This window comes from Clostridium sp. 7_2_43FAA (assembly GCF_000158375.2).
Lineage (GTDB): Bacteria > Bacillota > Clostridia > Clostridiales > Clostridiaceae > Clostridium > Clostridium tertium.
The window spans coordinates 1,119,655-1,141,474 of record NZ_JH815222.1 but is presented as its reverse complement, the minus strand read 5'-3'; the positions used below and the strand labels follow the sequence as shown (position 1 = coordinate 1,141,474).

Annotated in this window: 23 protein-coding genes; 3 read left to right on the top strand and 20 right to left on the bottom strand. The window is 28.3% G+C overall.

Going from position 1 to position 21,820, the window contains the following annotated elements; translation table 11 throughout:
* Window positions 1–87: 87 nt before the first annotated feature.
* Entirely contained in the window at window positions 88–492 is a 405-nt protein-coding gene (locus CSBG_RS06975; RefSeq protein ID WP_008678250.1) for a hypothetical protein, read from the bottom strand.
* 289 nt (window positions 493–781) lie between these two features.
* Between CSBG_RS06975 and CSBG_RS06970 the strand changes: the two genes are divergently transcribed.
* Together CSBG_RS06970 and CSBG_RS06965 are read left to right on the top strand one after the other, a co-directional pair.
* Window positions 782–1,102: a cytochrome c biogenesis protein gene (locus tag CSBG_RS06970; RefSeq protein WP_008678249.1), complete on the top strand. Its 321-nt coding sequence runs from the start codon at window positions 782–784 to the stop codon at window positions 1,100–1,102.
* A gap of 142 nt (window positions 1,103–1,244) precedes the next feature.
* Window positions 1,245–2,513, top strand: coding sequence for an FAD-dependent oxidoreductase (locus CSBG_RS06965; protein ID WP_008678248.1), 1,269 nt, complete (start codon window positions 1,245–1,247; stop codon window positions 2,511–2,513).
* A gap of 493 nt (window positions 2,514–3,006) precedes the next feature.
* Here the strand turns inward: CSBG_RS06965 and CSBG_RS06960 are convergent, their stop codons facing one another.
* The 12 genes from CSBG_RS06960 to CSBG_RS06905 all read right to left on the bottom strand — a co-directional run bounded on the left by CSBG_RS06960 (window position 3,007) and on the right by CSBG_RS06905 (window position 13,558).
* A complete protein-coding gene (locus CSBG_RS06960; RefSeq protein ID WP_008678246.1) occupies window positions 3,007–3,324 on the bottom strand; it encodes a hypothetical protein in 318 nt (105 codons plus the stop codon).
* Window positions 3,325–3,563: 239 nt separating this feature from the next.
* Complete coding sequence (locus CSBG_RS06955; protein WP_008678245.1) at window positions 3,564–4,361, bottom strand: RnfABCDGE type electron transport complex subunit B; 798 nt, start codon at window positions 4,359–4,361, stop codon at window positions 3,564–3,566.
* 13 nt (window positions 4,362–4,374) lie between these two features.
* Window positions 4,375–4,953, bottom strand: coding sequence for an electron transport complex subunit RsxA (gene rsxA, locus CSBG_RS06950; RefSeq protein WP_008678244.1), 579 nt, complete (start codon window positions 4,951–4,953; stop codon window positions 4,375–4,377).
* A gap of 14 nt (window positions 4,954–4,967) precedes the next feature.
* Window positions 4,968–5,684, bottom strand: coding sequence for an electron transport complex subunit E (locus CSBG_RS06945; RefSeq protein ID WP_008678242.1), 717 nt, complete (start codon window positions 5,682–5,684; stop codon window positions 4,968–4,970).
* 21 nt (window positions 5,685–5,705) lie between these two features.
* Complete coding sequence (locus tag CSBG_RS06940) at window positions 5,706–6,320, bottom strand: RnfABCDGE type electron transport complex subunit G (RefSeq protein ID WP_008678241.1); 615 nt, start codon at window positions 6,318–6,320, stop codon at window positions 5,706–5,708.
* A gap of 7 nt (window positions 6,321–6,327) precedes the next feature.
* Window positions 6,328–7,218, bottom strand: coding sequence for an RnfABCDGE type electron transport complex subunit D (locus CSBG_RS06935; RefSeq protein WP_008678240.1), 891 nt, complete (start codon window positions 7,216–7,218; stop codon window positions 6,328–6,330).
* A 29-nt stretch (window positions 7,219–7,247) separates the two neighbouring features.
* Window positions 7,248–8,174 (bottom strand): 4Fe-4S dicluster domain-containing protein, encoded by a 927-nt coding sequence (locus CSBG_RS06930; protein ID WP_008678239.1) that lies wholly within the window; start codon window positions 8,172–8,174, stop codon window positions 7,248–7,250.
* Between the two features lie 274 nt (window positions 8,175–8,448).
* Entirely contained in the window at window positions 8,449–9,375 is a 927-nt protein-coding gene (locus CSBG_RS06925; protein WP_008678238.1) for a tetratricopeptide repeat protein, read from the bottom strand.
* Between the two features lie 19 nt (window positions 9,376–9,394).
* Complete coding sequence (locus CSBG_RS06920) at window positions 9,395–9,730, bottom strand: hypothetical protein (protein ID WP_008678237.1); 336 nt, start codon at window positions 9,728–9,730, stop codon at window positions 9,395–9,397.
* 15 nt (window positions 9,731–9,745) lie between these two features.
* Window positions 9,746–10,879: an SEC-C metal-binding domain-containing protein gene (locus tag CSBG_RS06915; protein WP_008678236.1), complete on the bottom strand. Its 1,134-nt coding sequence runs from the start codon at window positions 10,877–10,879 to the stop codon at window positions 9,746–9,748.
* 140 nt (window positions 10,880–11,019) lie between these two features.
* Window positions 11,020–13,257, bottom strand: coding sequence for an ATP-dependent Clp protease ATP-binding subunit ClpA (gene clpA, locus CSBG_RS06910; RefSeq protein ID WP_008678235.1), 2,238 nt, complete (start codon window positions 13,255–13,257; stop codon window positions 11,020–11,022).
* Window position 13,258: 1 nt separating this feature from the next.
* The gene (locus CSBG_RS06905; protein ID WP_008678234.1) at window positions 13,259–13,558 is read right to left on the bottom strand and encodes an ATP-dependent Clp protease adaptor ClpS; all 300 of its coding nucleotides are present in this window, start codon (window positions 13,556–13,558) and stop codon (window positions 13,259–13,261) included.
* A gap of 289 nt (window positions 13,559–13,847) precedes the next feature.
* On the opposite strand from CSBG_RS06905, the gene CSBG_RS06900 reads away from it, so the two are divergent.
* Window positions 13,848–14,255: a hypothetical protein gene (locus CSBG_RS06900; RefSeq protein ID WP_008678233.1), complete on the top strand. Its 408-nt coding sequence runs from the start codon at window positions 13,848–13,850 to the stop codon at window positions 14,253–14,255.
* Between the two features lie 80 nt (window positions 14,256–14,335).
* On the opposite strand, the gene CSBG_RS06895 is transcribed toward CSBG_RS06900, so the two are convergent.
* The 7 genes from CSBG_RS06895 to CSBG_RS06870 all read right to left on the bottom strand — a co-directional run bounded on the left by CSBG_RS06895 (window position 14,336) and on the right by CSBG_RS06870 (window position 21,686).
* On the bottom strand, window positions 14,336–14,938 hold the full coding sequence (locus CSBG_RS06895) for a hypothetical protein (RefSeq protein WP_008678231.1): 603 nt from the start codon (window positions 14,936–14,938) through the stop codon (window positions 14,336–14,338).
* A gap of 81 nt (window positions 14,939–15,019) precedes the next feature.
* Window positions 15,020–15,178, bottom strand: a complete 159-nt coding sequence (locus CSBG_RS18230) for a hypothetical protein (protein WP_008678230.1) — start codon at window positions 15,176–15,178, stop codon at window positions 15,020–15,022.
* A gap of 76 nt (window positions 15,179–15,254) precedes the next feature.
* Entirely contained in the window at window positions 15,255–16,607 is a 1,353-nt protein-coding gene (locus CSBG_RS06890) for a PTS sugar transporter subunit IIC (RefSeq protein WP_008678229.1), read from the bottom strand.
* A gap of 405 nt (window positions 16,608–17,012) precedes the next feature.
* Window positions 17,013–18,104, bottom strand: a complete 1,092-nt coding sequence (locus tag CSBG_RS06885) for a MupG family TIM beta-alpha barrel fold protein (RefSeq protein WP_008678228.1) — start codon at window positions 18,102–18,104, stop codon at window positions 17,013–17,015.
* Entirely contained in the window at window positions 18,097–18,417 is a 321-nt protein-coding gene (locus CSBG_RS06880) for a PTS lactose/cellobiose transporter subunit IIA (RefSeq protein ID WP_008678227.1), read from the bottom strand. The genes CSBG_RS06885 and CSBG_RS06880 overlap by 8 nt, the downstream gene beginning before the upstream one ends.
* Before the next feature lie 26 nt (window positions 18,418–18,443).
* A complete protein-coding gene (locus CSBG_RS06875) occupies window positions 18,444–18,752 on the bottom strand; it encodes a PTS sugar transporter subunit IIB (protein ID WP_008678226.1) in 309 nt (102 codons plus the stop codon).
* 201 nt (window positions 18,753–18,953) lie between these two features.
* Window positions 18,954–21,686 (bottom strand): sigma-54-dependent transcriptional regulator, encoded by a 2,733-nt coding sequence (locus CSBG_RS06870; protein ID WP_008678225.1) that lies wholly within the window; start codon window positions 21,684–21,686, stop codon window positions 18,954–18,956.
* Window positions 21,687–21,820 lie beyond the last annotated feature (134 nt).

The window sequence follows — 21,820 nt, the reverse complement described above, 5'->3', positions numbered from 1 at the left end:
ACAATTGTATACTTGCATAAGCATTTTGTAATATTTTGGTTTTTTATACAATTATTAAATTAATAAAGGGCTAGAAATTAGCCCCTTTTAAATTATTGCCATTGATAACAAAGTAATTGCTATCCCTATTATAATTGTTAAATAATAAAAGTTATATATATCTTCATTACTGTATATCTTAAGCTTTTCTACTTTTCCTTTTGGATATATTACTTGAATTTCATCGCCTCTTTCCAAATCAAACTTTTCATATAAATATGGAATAGCAACTTTTACTTTCTTATTATTATCCTCAATTTCTAAAATAGGATAGACATTTGCATTATAAACTGTATGATATTCAGCTCCCGGCATTAAATAAGTGTAGCTTTCAAAGCCTATTACTTTAGCTTTTTTTATTATAGCTTTTTTCTTTAGTTCTATGCTTCTTATTAAGTTAAAAGAAGTGTAAATAGTTAATATAATACCAATAATCGTAAATAAAACTCCCATTTTAAAATCCCCCCAACCTAATTTTATTTTCTTCATTAATATAGTATGCTATATCTCTTTAAAAGATATATGATATACCATCTTTCATACTTTTCCAGTTTTTTCTTTGTTTATATGCTATTTTCTTTCATAAGTTTTAATATTAATAATAATTTATTAGTTTTTTTAGGTATTTTATGAGATTTTTTAAATTTAACTTTTGTTTGTAATAGACATTTATTTCGTTTACTATTTTGCTATAATGAGCTATTATTTAATTATAGCTATTAATAGGGGGTCTATTAAATATATGAATTATACCAAAGTTAAATTTGAAATATATGTTCCTTTAGAATATGTAGACAAATTAAGAGAGGCAATAAATAGAACTGGTGCTTTAACTATAGGTAATTATGATAATTGTATGTCTATAAGCGAAGTTAATGGTTACTTTAGGCCTTTAAAAGGAGCGAATCCTCACCTTGGGAAAGAAGGTAACTTATCTATTGAAAAAGAGGCTAAAATAGAGTTTAGATGCGATAAAGATTTAGCCTTTGAAGTTATTAACGTTATAAAAAACCTTCATCCATATGAAGAACCTGTTTATAACATATTTCCTGTAATAAATTAATTTATAAAAATAATTATGGCGACTTTATTTTAAAGTCGCCATTACCGTTTTAATAACTATGTAATAAAACTTATATTTATAGTAGCATTTTAATGACCATAGAATAATTTATTATTAACATTAATATTTGAGGTATAAAATAATGAAAATCATTATAATAGGTGGTGGTTTTGCTGGTTGCCAAGCCGCCATACAAGCAAGAAAAATGGGTGCAGAAGTTCATATAATTGAAAGAACTGATATGCTTTTAGGTGTTGGTAATGTAGGCGGTATAATGAGAAATAATGGTAGATTTACAGCTGCAGAAGAACTATTATTTTTAGGTGCTAATGAACTAATAGACATTATGGATTCTCTTGCTCTTCATCAAAATATAGAGTTTTCTGGTCATAAACATGCTAATTTAACTGACATAGCTAAAGCAGAACCAGAAATAAGAAGATACATTTTATCTTTGGGAATTAATATTCATTTTAAGAGTAGAGCAATTAACGTTTCTTTAGAAAACAATTCTATAACTAGAATCAAATTAGCTGATGGATCTTTTATAGATGGTGATGTATTTATTGAAACAACAGGTTCTACTGGATCTATGACAAATTGTAATAGATACGGTAATGGTTGCTCTATGTGTATACTTAGATGCCCATCTTTTGGTAGCAGAGAAAGTTTAAGTGCCAAAGCCGGAATAAGGGATATTATAGGGGAAAGATCAAATGGAACCCCTGGCGCAATGAGTGGATCCTGTGAACTTCCCCGTGAATCATTCTCTGAAGATATTATAGAAAAACTTGATAAATATGGAGTTGTTACTTTACCAGTTCCTAAAGAAGATGTAAATTTAGATAAGCTAAGCCAAAAGGTCTGTCAACAATATGCTTTGAAAGAATTTGCTGAAAATGTTATTTTATTAGATACTGGACATATTAAACTTATGACTTCTTATTATCCTTTAGATAAACTTAGAAAAATACCTGGACTTGAAAATGCAAGATATATCGATCCATTATCTGGTGGTAATTCAAACTCAATTAGATATTTAGCTTCAAGTCCTAGAGATAATTCTATGAAAATACTTGGATTAAATAATATGTTCTGTGCTGGTGAAAAATCTGGATTTTTTGTAGGCCATACAGAAGTTATGGCTACAGGTGCACTAGCAGGATATAATGCTGTTAAATATGCATTAAATGAGCCATTATTAATTCTACCTAGAAATTTAGCAATAGGAGATATAATTGCTTTTGCAAACGATGCTTTAGATATGGAAAATGGTAAAAGCTTAAGACATACATTTTCTGGTGGAAAATACTTTGAAAGAATGAAGAAACTTAATTTATATACAACAGATAAAAATCTTATTTATGAAAGAGTTAAATCTTTATCATTATTAAATATATTTAATAAGTAAGATAAGTAAGAGATAAAAGCTTTAATTTATAATAAAGCTTTTATCTCTTTTTATTCCTTAGATAATATTATGTTAATCTAATTATATTAAATCTTCCCATTATTATTAATAATAGTGCTGTTTAATAATTTCACTAAAATACCATTAAAATATCTCCATTTATGCCCATTATTGAACTATTATCAGTAACACCAGTAATTGTTTTTTCAAAAAATAATACCAATGCTAAATATGCTACAATTAATATTATAGTAAAGCTCAGACTGTTGCTTCTATAATTACTATATTAGCTCGTACTGATGTCCCTGAATAATTAACAGTTTCACCTGTTCTATTTAACTAACCTTAGTACAGAATTATTATTTAAAACTGTTATAAGCCCACTTCCATTTATTTATCCTGTTGTATTAGGAGATAGAGTAGCCCCTACTATATTATTATTTAATTCTAGATCAAAATCTATAAAAGTCGATGCTTCCTGTACCATCAGTACTTACCCACCAAGTACATAATAATTACCTGTCGCACTAATTGTGAACTCACCAGTTGCCCTACTATAACTAATATTTTGACTTTGATTATTAATTATATTATTAAATATTACATTGGCTTCATTCAATATTTCTCTTAAAATACTACCTATAAGCTCTGCACTTACCCCTCTTACTTGCACTGTTGCTCCTTGTGGTACCACTGGTTCCATTAGCCCTATTGCTCCAATATAATAACATTTATTACATCTACAATTTGGTTTACATTTATTATTATAACATCCATATCTACGTTCAAGTTCTTCTAAATACTCATCCATATTAATATTGAATTCTTTCCCCTAGTATCCTACAAATTTCTTATCTATAATGCATAATATTCTAATAATTATGAAATGTTCTTTATTTATAAATAAAACATAAATAAATTTAAATAAGTATATTTTTATAACAAATTTAATATTGATTCATGTTCATTGTTTTAATATTAGCTTAATAATATAAAAAGAGTGGCTTCTTAACGAATCCACTCTTCATAACATATATTTTTTTATTAATCTTAATTTAAGAATATGTTTTTTATAGCACCTGTTGGGCATTTTTTAGTACACAATTGACAATTTACGCACTTATCATAATCAACCTTTGCTAAATTATTAGTTACATGAACAGCATCCTTAGGACAGTTTCTTTCACATAATTTACAGCCTATACATGCAGCTGAACAATTTTCTTTAACATGTCTTCCTATTTCTATATTGTTACATTCTACTCTTACTTTCTTTGAAACAGGAACTGATTCAATAAGTCCTTTAGGACATATATTTATACAAGCTCCACAGTTTGTACATTTATCCACATTAACTTTAGCAATTCCATTTACTATATCTAATGCTCCAAATTCACAAACGCTAACGCAACTTCCAAGCCCTAAACAGCCATATGAACATGATTTTGATCCACCATCAATCATTAATGATGCTGTAAGGCAATCACTTACACCTTCTAACTCATATTTTGACTTAGCTGAATCACAATTTCCATTACATTTTACAAAGGCAGTCATCTTTTCATTTGCATCTACCTTAATTCCTAATATACTACCAATATCTTCTGCAGTTTTTGCTCCACCTACAGAACATAAATTTGGTTTTGCTCCAGCTGTCACAACAGCTTCTGCATAAGCATCACATCCAGCAAAACCGCATCCCCCACAGTTTGCTCCTGGTAAACACTCTCTTAACATAGGTATCTTAGGATCAACTTTAACTTCAAAAGCCTTTGATGCAAAGCCTAAAAGTACTCCAAAAATTAATCCTAGAATTCCTAAGCTTAACGCTGCAAATAAAATATTCATTTTAAATCTCCTCCTAGTGAATTAATCCTTGGAATCCTAAAAAGGCAATTGACATTAATGCTGCTGTGAATAATGTTATTGGCAACCCTCTTAGAACAACTGGTATATTTTCATTATTATCTATTCTCTCTCTTATGAAAGCTAATAGTACTATTGATAGCATATATCCTGATGCCGCACCTAATCCATTTACTATAGCTTCTATAAAGTTATATCCTTCTTGAATATTTAATGTAGCCATACCTAAAACTGCACAGTTTGTTGTTATAAGCGGTAAATATATCCCTAATGCTTTATGAAGAGCTGGAGATAATTTTTTCATTGCCATTTCAACAAATTGAACTAAAGCTGCAATTACTAATACATTAGCTATTGTTTTTAAATATTCTAATTCTAACGGAACTAATATTCCATTATATACAAGCCATGACATTATTGAAGCTAACGTCATAACAAATGTTACTGCAAGTCCCATACCTACTGCAGCATCTTTTTTCTTTGAAACTCCAAGGAATGAACATATCCCTAGGAATTTTGAAAGTACAAAGTTATTTACAAGCATTGCTGCTATGAAAATCATAAATAATTCCATTTGTTACACCCCTCTTAGTTTTTCTTATTTTCTTTTATTTCTATTCCACTATTACTGCTACCACAGCTTCCTGTTCCACATCCTGAACAACTTCCACAACTATGTTCTAGCGTTTTAACTGCTTCACCAGTTTTTGCTGCTTTTCTTATGTTATAAGCATTTAAGGCTACCATAAGTCCACCTAAAGTAAAGAATGCACCAGGTGCTAATATCATTATAGAAGCTGGTTTAATGCTTTCAGGTATTATTTGTATCCCTAAAATTTGCCCTGCTCCTAATATTTCTCTAAATGTTCCTATTAAGAATAGTGCAATAGTAAATCCAAGTCCCATTCCAATTGCATCAAATATAGATGGTAAAATTGGGTTTTTTGAAGCATAAGCTTCTGCTCTACCTAATATTATACAGTTAACAACTATTAATGGTATAAAGATTCCTAAAGATGAATATAAGCTTGGAATATATCCTTGCATTAACATATCAACTACTGTAACAAATGATGCAATAACTACTATATATGCTGGTATTCTAATCTTATCTGGAACTAATTTTCTTATTGCTGAAATCATCATATTAGAAAATATTAAAACTACAGTTGAAGCTAGTCCCATACCTAATGCATTTTTAGCGCTTGTTGTAACTGCTAAAGTAGGACACATAGCTAAAACTTGAACAAAAATCGGATTTTCAGTAATTATCCCATTTTTTAATCTTTCAATTAACTTATTCATTGTCTTCCTCCTAATTTATTATTAATTTGCACTAGCTCCTGTATCTGCATCAGTATCTTCTTGTGGCGCTACTTCTTCTCCCTTTATATTTTCTAAGTAGAAAGTTATAGCTTCATTTACCGCGCTAACAGATGCTTTACTTGAAGTTGTAGCTCCTGATATAGCTTCTACTTCATTATCCTTATTAGGAGTTACTTTAACTACCTCTAAATATTCTGTTGCAGGCTTATCCTTAAATCTAGAAGTAAACTTCTCTTCTGCAATTTTAGCCCCAAGACCTGGTGTTTCACTATGTGCTAATACCTTTATTCCTGAAACCTTATCATCTTTTGATATTCCTACTACAAAGTCTACTGCTCCATGGAATCCCTTACTAGTAACCTTTAAAACATATCCTATTACGTCATTTCCACTCACAGCTTCATATATTTCCTTTACATTTCCTTCAGCATCAAGCTCCATATCCATATCTTGAATCCCTTGTGCTTCAGGCATTATATAACTTAAATCTTCTTTACTTACTTTTGAGTTTTCTATAATTGCTTCTTTAGTTAAATCATTTGCGAACCCAAGTACAATCCCTGCAATCATAGTTATTATTAGAAGGATTCCTCCTAGCTTAAAATTCTCTTTCATAACTTTATTAAGCCTCCTTCTTAATTTTTATTTTTTTAGTTGTAAAATACTCTATAAGAGGAGTAAATAAATTAGAAATTATTATTGCATAATAAGGTCCTTCTGGATTAAATCCCTTAACAGCTATAATTGCTGCACAAACCCCTGCTATTATCCCGAATATGTATTGTCCTATCTTTGTCATTGGTGTTGTTCCATAATCTGTAGTCATAAATATAGCTGATACAAAGAATGCTCCAGGAAGTAATAAATCTTTTTCAAAAATATTATACATAATCATTGCTGAAACTATAAACGCAATTGGCCCTCTTAGGCTAATTCTTCCTCTTAATACTAAGTATAATCCACCTATACATAGCGCTAATATAGAAACTTCCCCTATACTTCCATTCGCTTGTCCTATAATTTTATCAATTAATGGAACTACTACTTCTGCTGAACCAGACGCTGCTGATGTTGCATCTGTTGCTGGCTTTGCCATAACTCCAGCCCATGAAGCAATTAAAAATGCTTTTGTAGCTGCTGCTGGATTCATGAAGTTTTGACCAAGTCCACCAAAGAACTGTTTAACAACTATTGTTGCAAATATTGATCCTATGATCGGTATCCATAATGGAATATAAGTTGGCATAATAAGTGCTAAAATAATACCTAAAACTATTGGACTTAAATCAGTTAAAAAAGAAGTCTTCTTTACAAACTTATTCCAAAGTCCTTCTGCTATAATACTAGTTACAACAGTTGCAACTATTACTTTAACAGCATCAATCTTATAAAAATATACTCCTGCAAATACTGCTGGAATTAATGCTATAATAAAATCAAGCATTATCTTATTAATCCCAAGACCTTTTTTCACATGAGGTGCTGGTGATATTTTAAGATTTTTAATTTCCACTCTCTTCACTCCTATTCAGATTTTTATTACTATTTAAATGTTTTTGCAGTTTTAATAGTTTGTGCTATTTCTATATTAGAAGGACAAGCAAAACTACATAAGCCACAATCAATACATTTTTCTCCACCAAACTTTATAAACTCTTCTTTTTCTCCCATTTTATAAAGTTCAACTAACTTTATTGGATTTAACCCCTCTGGACAGACTCTTAAACATTTACCACATCTTATACAGCTATAACTTTCTTCAGATGGTGAATCTTTTTCTGTTAAGAATAAAATTCCTTTAGTTGTATCATCTACGACTGAATCTAAATTATATACAGGTGTTCCATTTAAACTACCACCATTGATAACTTTTTTAAGTTCCTGAGCATTACCATTCAAGCTTTCAAAAACTTCTTTATATGTTGTTCCTTTTTTTAGCGCAACAACTTTTCTACCATTTATGGCACTTCCATAAACAGCAGTTAATATTTCTGTATTTTTTCTATTTAAAGCTTGTCCTAATTGTATAATTTCAATAACATCATATATAACTACATTCTTTTCTTCGTTATATACCTTCGAAATTAATTTACTTTCATATAAATCTGTTATAGACGCTACTTTTATAACCTCTCCATATTCTTTTAGAGATTCTTGTAGATTTTTATCCTTTCCATCTACAGCAAATTTGATTTCTGAAATTGATTTGATTTTTTCTAATCCTTTTTTTAAATCTTCTTTTCTTTCTCTTACTATTGTTCCATATCCATTTAAATTAGGCTGAAAACTAAAAGCTTTTATTACCACTTTTTTACCTTTATTATTTTCATAAGGTAAAACTAAGCTTTCTTCGATTTCTTTAGCATTTAATTCTTTAGAATTTTCAATTGATAATTCTAATATGCTAGAATCATTTAATGTAAATAATTTATTAGAAACATTTACATTACTAAAAAGATTACTTAACACTATAAAAAACCTCCTACTTTTATTTAAAGTATTTACCGTTAAAATATACTATATAATCCGTATATTTTAACGGTTATACTCTCATCTTACCATAAATACTAGCTTCCCACAACTTTTGTAATTTATTTAACAAAGTTTTTAAAATAAATTTTAAAATTTTTATAATAAACATTATAAGCGCCAAAACTTTACCTAAAATTACTAACATTTTTCTATTTTTTTTTATCTTTTTGTTACTTTTTTAACAACTTCTTTCAAATTAAAAAGCAAGCTACTATAGCTTACTTTTTAAATAGTCATTATATTCATTTAAATTTCTCAATTTATCTAATTCTTTATCTTTTATCATATATTCAAAAAATAAATCATTTAGTTCTATACTTTTAATTAAATCATTAAAAGCTTTATGTAGTTCTCCTATATTAACATAAAAACAACTTCTATTATAATATAAAAAGCTCGAATCATTATTATTTTTGATTCCTTCTGTAATAACTTCTATCGCTTTATAAAAATCATTTTTTTCTCTATATAAAACTGCCAAGTTTAAATAACTATATGGATAATATAAGTTTTTTTCTATAGATTTTTTATAATATTCTTTTGCTTCCTCTTCTCTTCCTAAATCTTTAAGTAATACTCCCATATTAAATAAAACTCTAAAATTATTCGGTTCAATTTCTAAAGCGTTATTCATGTATTTTAAAGCTTTAAAATACTCTCCTAGTTCTTCATAAATACATCCTAAATTTGCATTTGCCCATAAATCATTTGGTACTAATTCTAAGGTCTTATTATAATATTTTATAGCATTTTCCTTATCACTTAATTCATCATATGCATTAGCTAAATAAAAATATGCTCTATCATAATTATTATCTAAATTAATAGCTGTTTTATAATATTCTATAGCATCTTCTAAAAATCCATCTTCATCATAAAGAACACCTAGTCCATAATATGCTCTTGCATCTTTTTCTTCTATTAAAATAGCTTCCCTATATTTTTCCTCTGATAAATCTTTATAACCTAATTTGTCATATAAAAGTGCTATATCTAATATAAGTTCTATATCTTTTCTTCCCTGCTCAAACCTATATGCTTTTTTATAAAACTTCAGTGCTTTTACATATTCTTTTTCTGTTACAAAATTTCTAGCAATATTAATATAATTGTCAAAAAGATATCTATTATCTTGCATCTTTTTACCTCATTTATATTTATTCAATAAAGTTTCTGATTCCTTTGCTTATTACATTAAAGAAAAATATTTCAATAAGAATTATAAATACTATAATAATTACTACACTCATTTCGAAAAATATAGATGCAGATGCTAGGAATATATATAATGAACCTTCTAACACTACAACTTCCCCAATCCATCTCGAAAAAGTTTTTATATCTTTTATATTTGAAACATTAAATTCATTATTTAAAATCGAAAAACTTTCAACTATAAATCCTAGTAAAAATAATTTTTTCTTTAATAACACAGTTATTCCAAGTATAAACTCTATAACTCCCCATCCTAATATTAAATATTTAAAAATCATATTTAAACTCCCCTTTTATTTACCACAGCACTTTTTATATTTTTTATTACTTCCACATGGGCATGGATCATTTCTTCCTATTTTCTCTTCATTTACGATAGTTTTTTTCTTATTATCAATTTCCCCTTGCGTAAATCCCTTTAATGTCCATCTTTTAACCCCTAATGATAATTTCTTTAACTCTTCTTTAAGAATTTCATTTTCTTCTTCACTTTCTATTTCATAGGCTTCTAAGAAAGTATCTATTGCTTCATCTAATGGTGCTTCATTTTTTGTAGCTATAGAAAAACTATCTATTTCTTCTCTTAAGATATTTTTATCTATAACAAATAACTCATTTAATACTTTTTCAAGTTTATTTGCTTGCTTATTTTCTTCTATATAATCAGGTTTTGCAGCTTTTAATAAAGTTTTCCTATCAAACTTTGCAAAATTTATATCTGTATTCTTATTTCTTTCTTCAATTATAAAAAAAGGATCCTCAACATCTATATGGTAAACAAGATCTTCCTCTATTTGATAATCAAAGCCTACTTCTTCTCCAATTAAAAGTAACTTTTTGAATTTCTCATATTCAAAATCAAAGTTACATTCTTCTTTTAATATCTTACTTAATTCTTCAATTGTTAAAACTCCATAAAAATATATAAGTCCTGCAGAAAGTTTTATAATATCAGAATTATTATTTGCAATAGATTTTAAATTGTCATTTAACTTATCTTTTATTATATCACATAATTCTTTAGGTGTTATAACATATAACTTTCCCTGATCTATTCCAGTAAACATTATCCCTCTATTTCTAAAGTAATTTGCATTGATAAGCTCTGAACCAAAGTATTCTTTTTTACCATCTAATTTTACTATTTCTTCTAAGTATAAAAATGCATCTAAATCAAGTAATTCTAATACATAATCAATATTATTTATTATTCCATCTTTTACTTTATTTACTGCATCTGCTTTTTTTAATGAAGTAATCCCTCTTACAGAATAATTACTGGCAACCTTAACCAGTTCATCTTTTGTCATTCTATCTAAATGATACTCTAGGGTGTTATTTTCTTCTACATCCTTCCACAGCTTTTCAACTTTTCTTATATCCTTTTTTATTATATCTTCCTGTATTTTGCTTATATCCTTATCCATCTGTGTCACCTCTTATATTCATTTAAAAACAAATACCATTATATATGTTTTTCTTATTTGTGTACATAATAAGATTTTAAACTAATAAAACAGATGCTATAAATCATTAATAATTTATAGCATCTACTCTTACTTAGATATTAATTTATCTTTTCTATACTAAATTTATTATTTTTTATAACTACCTTACATCTTCCACCATTTGATAATTCTCCAAACAATAACTCATCTACTAACAATGTTTTTATCTCTGAATTAATAACCCTTAGAATTTCTCTTGCTCCAAATTCTCTAGATAATCCTTTTTCAGTTATAAAATCTATACATTCATCACTAAATTCCAAGTTAACATTTTTATTTGTAAGCTTTTCTTTAAATTTATTTAACTCTTTTTGTGCTATATCCTTAGCCATTTCTTTATTTATTTGATTAAATACTACAACCTTATCTAATCTATTTCTAAACTCAGGAGTAAACACTCTTTTAACTTCATCCCTTATTGCTTCCATTTTTATTGTGTCCCTAGCAAATCCAACAAGATTTTTACCAATATCTCTAGCACCAGCATTAGATGTCATTATTATTATTACATTTCTAAAATCCGCTTTTCGTCCTTTATTATCTGTAAGTGTTGCATAATCCATGACTTGAAGCAATACTCCTAAAATATCTGAATGAGCCTTTTCTATTTCATCCAGAAGTAAAACACAATTGGGTTTCTTCCTTATAGTATCTGTTAAAAGCCCTCCCTCTTCATATCCTACATATCCAGGAGGAGACCCTATAAGTTTTGATGCAGCATGCTTTTCTCCATATTCACTCATATCAAACCTTACTAAATCAACTCCTAACGTTTTAGCTAAAACTCTTGCAATTTCAGTTTTACCTACCCCTGTTGGCCCAACGAACAACATAGATGCAACTGGTTTATTATCATCATTTAATCCTGCTCTAGACATTTTTATGCATCTAGTAACTTCTTCTATTGCCTGGTTTTGACCAAAGATATTTTTCTTAAGTTCACTTTCTAGAATTTTAAGCGATTCTATTTCTGTATTTTCAATTGTTTGCTTAGGAATATGACAAATTTTAGATATTATTTCTTCAATTACTCCTTCATCTACTATTCCTTCTTTATAATTTTCTCTATTAATATCTACATATGCTCCAGCCTCATCTATTATATCAATTGCCTTATCTGGTAAAAACCTATCATTTATATACTTAGCACTTAAATCAACAGCCGCCTTTAAAGATTCATTTGTAAACTTTACTTTATGGTAGTCTTCAAAATTTTCTTTTATACCTTCTAGTATTTTAACAGTTTCTTTTATACTTGTTTCTTTTACTTCAATTACTTGAAATCTTCTTATAAGTGCTTTATCCTTTTCAAAGTATTTCTTATAATCATCAAAGGTAGTTGCTCCAATAAATCTTATTTTACCTTCTAGTAAATAACCTTTAATTAAACTTCCACCATCTAATGAACTTCCATTTAGCGCTCCTGCTCCAACTATATTATGAATTTCATCAATATAAACTATAGGTTTTTCATAAGTTTTTATTTCATCTAATATTTGCTTTATTCTTTCTTCAAAATCTCCCCTATACTTTGTCCCTGCAAGTATAGCACCTATATCCAATGAAAATATTTGTGCATTTTTAAGCTTATCTGGAACATTTCCTTCTTTTATCAATTTTGCAAGTCCTAATGTTATAGCAGTTTTCCCAACTCCTGGCTCTCCTATATGAACAGGATTATTTTTAGTTCTTCTACAAAGTATTTGTATTGTCCTATCTATTATATCTTTTCTACCTATTAAAGGATCACTTTCTTCTTGTGAAACTGAATCAATTAAATTTGTACAATAACTATTTATTATACTTTTATTTAACTTTTCATGAGTTTTTTCTGCTCTTATTATCCTTATAGCATCTTTAGATACATTTTCGTCTTCTGATTTATTATGTGAAAGTTCAAATAATAATTCTTGCTTATTTATTCCCTGCTTTTCTAGAAAGAATACTGCATAACTATCTTTAAGAGCATAAATAGCTGCAATTATGTGCTCTAATGCAACAATATTTCTCTCGCTAAAAGCTGCCTGCTGAGTTGCAACAATTAATATATTTCTTATACCAAAGCTTTCTTCCGGCTCTCCATCTTCTATTTTATCAACATACTCATCTATATAACTTGCTAAATCGCTTTTTAATTCTTCAACATCACCATTTAACTTTTTTATTACTTCAATAAAATACTCTTCTTCTAGCGCACTAAATAATAGATGCTCTGGTGTTACGTATTCATTTTTATTTTCTTTTGCATTATTATAAGATCTAAGCAAAATATCTCTAACTACTTTACTAATATCCATTTTACTCCTCCTCTACTGTAAGCTTAAATGGAAATCCTTCTTCCTTAGCAAGGGTCATTGCCTTAGTTGCTTTTGATATAGCTATATCATACGGATATATTCCAGCTACACCCTTACCATTTTTATGAACTTCCATCATTATTTTATTAGCTTCTTCTATACTTCTATTAAAAATATCACTTAAAATTGCAACTACAAATTCCATAGTTGTAAAATCATCATTATGCATAATAACAATAAACTTTTTAGGCTTTTTTATCTTTAAATCTATCTTTTCTAATATATTAGCATTAGTTTCCAAATTGATTCCTCCATAAATACAGTTATATCAAAAATCATATACTTTTTTTCTTATGATATTATTTTTTAGACCTATATACTATTATACAATAAATTAAGTTCTATTTTAATAGAATTGATTAATTAAGCACTAAACTTACTTATCATATGTATTATTTATATTATTGAAGTTCGAAAAATATAAATAATTACAAACCAGTAATTAATACATATTTAAACCATCATTTTGACTTTTTTTATTTTATATGTACCTAATATATTTATAAGCATATATTATAAAGAGGTGATAAATGTTGGAAGATCAAGTTTTAAATTTAGGAAATATAGCATCTAACATAAAAGACAATGGCGATCTCACATTACAAGAGACAAATGAAATGCTTAAACAATTGCCTAAAATATTAAATCAAATGAAGAATATTATCTTAAGCACTAGCCACAGCTTAGCCTTGCTTCAAACCGAAGTTCAAGTTATGAAATCTGACCAAGATAAATTTAAAAATGATATTACTCACGTATTAAATATAATATCTGAGAAATTTAATGTAATTGATAAAATCCAAGACGATTTGTCTGTGTTAGATCAAGTTCTAGGAAAAAGGATGACTGAACTTGAAGATGAGCTAGTGTTAACTCAACAAATGTCTACTAAAAGTTTAAATGAAGTTCTTAAATTTAAAGAACACTGGAAAATCTAGTAGGACTGTATCTTTATATACAGTCCTACTAGATTTATATAAAAAAAGGATAAGTGCTAATACACTTATCCTTAAAATATTTATTTAACTTCCATAGTTCCTGCTACTTTTGACTTCTCATCCATATGGAATGTATTTTTTGCTTCTTCATTTTTAAAGTAAACATTACCATCAATTGTTGCATCTTCTAATGTTACTCCATTAGCTTCCACATATACATCTCCTTTAACAACTCCACCTTCTATTTTTGCATTTTCATCTTTAATTGTTAATTTAGGTGTAGTTAAAGTATATGCTGCTTCTTTTACTTTATTTTCTCCATTTTTATATAATGCTAATACACGTGATGCCGGCACCATCTTACTTGAATTATCTTTATCAGCCTTTTCAAAACCTGTATCTAATACTACTTCTTTTGTAGTATTAACATCATTTTCTAATATGACGATCCAACTTTCTCCAAGTGCTCTAAATAAATTTGCTTCATCAGTAACTCGTGATGGAGATGTTACCATATCTGCTTTATTTTCGCCTGTACCACTATTATTAGTTGTACCACCATTGTTATCAGTTACGGGTGGTGTATTTTCGTTAGCATTATTGTTATTTTTATCGTTTTTACTACATCCCACTGATAATAATGCTACCATAGTTAAAGGAATTATTAATGATTTAAACTTCATATCAATTACCTCCTTAAGTTTTCTCAATAATAACTTTCCCTTATTTAAATAAATTATTTATATTATTAAATTCAATAATTATTAATTTAACCCTGTTAATAAATATAATAATAATAAAATACTTATTATTGCACAAATATTTGTAACGGCTTGTGATTTTCTTTTTTTAACGCTTTCATCATTTTTATCTTCTGTTGCATAAGTAAATAAATGTGTAAATTTATACAAAACTTCTCTCATAATACCAACTCCTAAAATTTATGCAAAAAGGATAGTAATAAAACTATCCCTTTTGCTTTTTATTTTATATTATTATTTATAGGGCGCTTGATTGATCACAAGCAAGCTCTGCTTGTTCATTTTCTAAATTTTTCTTATCAGCATAAGCAACGAATGGTAAGTAAATTAATACAGAAACTGCAATATTAATTAATGCTACAACCGCTCCTTGCCATTGACCAGTTGCTAAGAAAGCTGAGATTACCGGTGGACAAGTCCATGGAACTACTGCTGATGCTGGAGCAACGAATCCAATTACACTAAATACGTAAGCTATAACTGCTGAAACCATTGGAGCTAAAATAAATGGTATAATATATATTGGATTTAACACTATTGGTAAACCAAAGATAACTGGTTCATTTATATTAAAGAATGCTGGACCTGTTGCAACATTTCTAATTGATTTGTTTATTGCACTCTTCGATTTAATTATCATAGCTATCATTAATGCTGCTGTTAATCCTGAACCTCCAAGGTTAACATATGAATCTAAGAATTGGCTATTTATAATATTAATTCCTTCTGTATTACCAGCTGCTATAGCTGCCATATTTTCAGCTGTTAAAGCAAGGAATATAGAATTTATAACTGGTGCTAATATATTTGATCCATGTAATCCAAAGAACCATAAAAGTTGTTGTATTAATATTAATCCTAATAATACTGGTAAAGAATTTGCAAGGCCCATTAATGGCTTTGAAATTAAGTTATATACATGTAGATAAACTTCTGCATATCCAAATGCTTCACAAATAGCAAATACTATTCCTACTAAAGTTAAAGTTATCATAGTTGGTAATAAAGCTGAGAATGATCTTGATACTGCAGGTGGTACTCCATCTGGTAATTTAATAACTAATTTTTTATTTTGAGATAACTTGGCAAAAATTGTACCTGTAATTAAAGTAACAATTAATATAGTAATTAGCCCCGATGGTCCAAGCCATTTTGTAAATATACCTGGTTCCCATCCAAGTGTTCCTGCATCAAATCCACCCCAAGTAACTGGAGCTTTATAAGCAAACATATTTGTAAATACTAAACTTGATGCTAATGTAACTAATCCTGTTGCAAACCCATCAACATCATATGATTTACCTAATGCATATCCGATAGATATTGCAGCAAACAGTCCCATTAAGAACATTGATCCACCATATACATTCAGTGCAATTACATCTAACCAATGTAAAGGCTGTCCTTCTGCAAATAAATCTTTAACTGATTGAATCGGAAAATTGTGAATTAAAAGTCCGAAAGAACCAATAATCATAAGTGGCATTATTGTAGCAAAACCATCACGTATAGCTACTAAGTGTCTTTGAGCACCTATTTTAGATGCTATTGGAACCATATAACGTTCCATCCAGTTCATGAATTTTTCCATTTAAATTCCCCCTTAAAATTTTTGTTTATATTTACTGATCTCCTCTTAGAATATTTTTTAAACATAATTTCATTATATAGAGTAAATCAGTTAATAACATTATCTAAAATCCTTTACATTTAATTTTATTTGATATTGTTTTCTTGTCTATATACAAAGCAATTTGTGTGCCAAGTTTTTAAAATCCTTATTTTTCTTAAAAGCCTTGATATATCTAGCTTTCAAGCTCTACTTTTTTACACACTTATTTTTCTCAGTCTGTGTAATTCTATTACACAAATTTATAAAAAATTCATTTGTGTAATAATATGTTAATATTATTATTTTTTTTATTTTAATTTTAAATATTTATATAAAAAAAATTCTGGTTGCGCCAGAATTCTTTTTAATCACTAGAATAACCTTTTAATCTCTTAGTTTAAATGAGAATTTACTCCATGGCTTTATATAATCTAATAGGAAGATTTCATCTTCAACTATCTTTGCCACAACATTAGTTTTTCCTGTGTTTTTCATATTTTTTAAAGCTACTTGTAACTCTCCTGCATATCTAGTGTATAAATCCGTATCAATTAAAATGTCCCCTCTTTTTATATCTACCAAATTGTATGGTGGGAAGCTTTCTCCCTTGTATTTAACTCTACTTTGAGTGCTTCTTGCCATATATTCTGAAGAATCTCCTCTATTAAAATGGAATTCTTCTAAAACTATTTTTTTCTCTAAATCCCTTATACCCTCTACTAATTCAACATTAAATTCTAGCATTTCCTTATTTAATTCACTTAATGCTTTAAGCTCATCCTCGCATGCAAAAGCATTTGCTATTATTACATCGTCAATTAAGCCTATTGCAAATAAATGTTTAGCTTGTACCTCTATCGGTAAATCTCTATGCATTTCTAAAGTGCATAACCCTTCTGATACCGGCCAAGGTCCATGTTCTGCTGAAGGTGAATTCACAAAAGCAGCAGTTCTTATCCCTAACTCTTTAAATTGCTTACTTGAATTTATAAAATTTTCATAAGATAAACCTGTATAAATATGTGGATAGAAATTGTGACAACCATAAAGATTATTTAAATTTGCTTTATAAGAAAGTATGTTGTCAACATACTTTGTTCCATTACTAATATTTAATTCTATTTTTAACCCATACTCGTTAAATGTCATAACAGATTCTTCATATCCACTAAACCCCATGTCAAGCCTTATACCTGATAGCCCCATTTCTTTAAATACTCTTAAATCAAATATAGATGCCTTTAACTTATTAAATACAGTTGGATCTATATCTGCAATAACTTCCATATCATTTTCATTAGCTACACTTAATATATCTTTAAATTCATTTAAAACAACATCAATGTCTTTATCACTTGTTGATATTAAACATGTAAATATTCTCTTAAAGCCATATTTTGCTGCAAGTCTTATATAATCCTTTATTTCGTTAACTGAGGCATTGCTAGGATATATTGAAATTCCTAACTTATTCATTTTTATATTCCACCTTACTTAACTTTTCATGAAGATCTATAATTTCTTCTGCTAAATCCTTTACAACTATTGATGTCATTAAGTGATCTTGTGCATGTACTAATAATAGTGATACTTCACATTTATCTCCTGCTGCTTCTCCTTGAATTAAACTAGTTTGTGTTGCATGGGCATTACCTAGAGTTTCCTTTGATTTTTCTAGTAATTCTCTTGCTTCATCTATTTGTCCATTTTTCGCTAATTGCATTGCTTCCATTGCATAGCTTCTAGCTTCACCACTAAAGATTATTAGATCCATTATAATTTTTTCCATTGGTTACACCCCTTTTACGATTATTGCTACTTACTGCTCATTGATAGCGCTTGTTTTAAAACTTTTTCCCCATTCATTGTTCCATAATCTACTGTGTTGATTACCTCTACTGGAACTCCTATTGGTTCGAATTTAGCTTTCATTTTGCTTAATAAAAATCTAACTTGTGGTCCTAATAATAATACATCTATTTCATTTTCGTGTTTCTTTAATTCTGCTTCACCAACAGCATTTATTGTGCAATCGATTCCTTGAGCTTTAGCTGCTGCTTGCATCTTACTAACTAATAGAGATGTTGACATCCCTGCTGAACAAACAAGTAATATTCTTTTCATTTAAATTACCTCCTCATATATATAATTCCTTACACTATATCTAATAGCAATTTTAATGCCAAATTTAATCTCATAAAAATTCCACTTATTATCTATCTTGAAACCGCATATTTACTTACTTCCAAAATTACAAATAAAATTCTTCAGTGTGTAACAATTCATTACACACATAATAATAACAATATATATTCATCTTTGTTTTTACACAGATGTCTTATTATTAACTACCATTTTAACTATATGAGCCAATTCATTTTCTCCAATATTTACACTATAGTTCTCTTCAAGCAGTTTTAAACATTGTTTTATAAGTATAAACTCTCTATTGTTTGAATGCCTAAATTCATTTAACATTACGAAAGGTGTTTCTTTTCCGCCTTTATTTAGCTTATCTATTAAGAAACAAATATGAATTAATATACCTATCTTCACTTCATGTATTAATTTAATATTTAAATGTTCTTCTATATTAATCAAAGTTTTCCTTATATCTCTTATAAGCTTGTATGAATCAATATTATTTATTTGTTTCTCCATACTCTCTACTATCTTATAGTACTCTTCTTCTTGTGATATAAGCTTTTCTAAATCATCTATCCCTTCTCCGGATAAAATATCTGCTGCTGATATAAATGGTATATTAGGGACATAAGTATTCAAAACACCAACAATAGCAAGTATATTATATTTTTGACTTAGTGACTCTATATTGCTATAAAAATCATCTTTATCTAATATATTAAGCGCATGAATTTTAATATTAGTTTTGCTATTTATATTGTTTTCTATTATTTCTTTTAATCTTTGTGCTGAACCATCTCCAGTAAAGCACGAAGTAATTATTATACTTTCCTTTTGATCTATTTTTGATGCAGCACCTTGGATTCCATATCTCTTAATTTCAAGGCAAGATTCATATATCTCTTTTAAACCTCTTCCATTTAATGCTTTTCTTCCTGCTTCTATAACTAGCAAGGTTGTAACCATATCAATAGTTTTTACTTTAATATCAGTTCCATCTTTTATCATATCTCCAAAGTTAGTTAAAGAGCCCATATCTACTAAAAGAAAAACTCCCTTTCCAGTGTGAATTTCTTTTACCTTTTCCATAGCAATCTTATACATATCCTCAGCCTTCATACTTAAAGGCATATCTAAAGCTTGCACGTATTCTTCACCTATTAAAGAATTTGCAACTTCTACCATAGATGAAGCAGTAGAATGTCCATGCATTATAACTAGCACAGCTACCTTTTCATCTCTTGCTTTATCTTGTTCATATGGATTAGTTGCTAAAAACATTGTTATATATCCTATTTCATCTAATGGTACTTCTATATTAAATTTTTTATCTATAATGCTAGCAACTTCCATTGATACAATAAACTCCCTAGCATATTCCCCTCTAATAAAGTTTAATTTAGGATGAAATATTTTTATGCCTTGTCTTATTCTCTCTAAACTTCCTTGAATATGCAGAGCTAATCCAAAGTAAACTTTTTCATCATAGTCTCTATTTAACTTTTTAGACGCAAATAAAAGAATTTCTTCTACTAAATCTACTATCTCAACATCAACAACTTTTGATATTTCATCTTTTCTAAATTTTTCTGGTAAGTCTCTTATATATTTTCTAAAATATTTTTCTATATCTATATTTAAAATCTCATCAATTTCTTTTTCCTCTATTCCATCATTTTTTAACTCTTCTATTTTTTGTTCAATTCTATCATAAAACATAGCTCCTTCTTTAAATTCTTCTAAGTTTTGGCTATCTTCTATTAATGCAATTTTATCTCTATACGAAAATTTAAGAACATCTCCCATATTATTTAATATCTCATCAACTTCATCTCTATATTCTTGCAATTTCATAAGTCCCATTTTTACTCTTTGATGTAGATCTTCCTGATCAACTAATATATAGTCCTTATTTTTAGCTTTATATTTTAAAAATGCTCTTGCACAAGAAAGTTGAAGATCACTTTTTAATTGGCCTATATTATTAGGACAATCATATAATAAAAATGATATTAATGCATTTTTATTAAAATAAATACTCTTTGAAACTCTTTGAGATTCATTTTCTATAAATTCTCTAAGTAGATAATATCTTTCTTTTATATTTTTTTCCTTTAATGATGGTAAAGTTATAACCATAGGTATTCTTCTACTAAAAGTTTTAAGCAAAAATGATTGAGGGTCTTCTGTAGTTGCTGCAATAATTTGTGCTTCGACATGAACAAGCTTTTCAGTATCTCCTAATACCCTAAAATGTCCTTTATCTATATATGTAAATAACATTTCTTGACCTTGTGGAGATAGCCTATGAATTTCATCTAAAAACAATATCCCACCATGAGCCTTTTTTAGTAAGCCATCTCTATCAGAATCAGCTCCTGTATAAGCGCCCTTCTTTACTCCAAATATTTGAGCCATAACTAGTTGTGGGTTATCTGCATAATCTGCACAATTGAATCTAACAAAAGGAGCTTCTTCTACTATAACCTTTGACTCTATTGCAAAGTTATACATAGCTTCCGCAAACATAGATTTACCGACACCAGTTTCACCTAAAATTAAAGTGTGCAATCCTCTCGGAGGATATAATATTGCAGCTTTTGCTTGTTGAATTGGCATTTGTAAACTTAATTTAGCCCCAACTAATGTATCAAGAGTATTTCGCTTTATCTCTTTATAAGCTTTCTTAATTTCTTTTGACTTTTTTTCTTCATTCCTAGTTACACAGCTGTACTTAACTGGATGGCCTTCTACTTTGTTAACAACTCCATCTTTATAAAGCTGATTTAAATATCTACTTACATTAGCCCTGTCCAACTTCATAAAAATACTAAGTTCACTTGCTGTTATTCCTTCATCACTTTTTACTTCTAACTCTTTTAAAGCATTATAAATCTCATCTATTTTGCTCATATTTACCTCCCATCCCCTTTATGTAAACTTTTATATCTTATTAATTCTAACATATAATTATTTTTTTTACAGTAGCAAAATTTTTTAAAAAATAAAAAATAAAGCTTATCTTTAATTTCTATAAAGATAAGCTT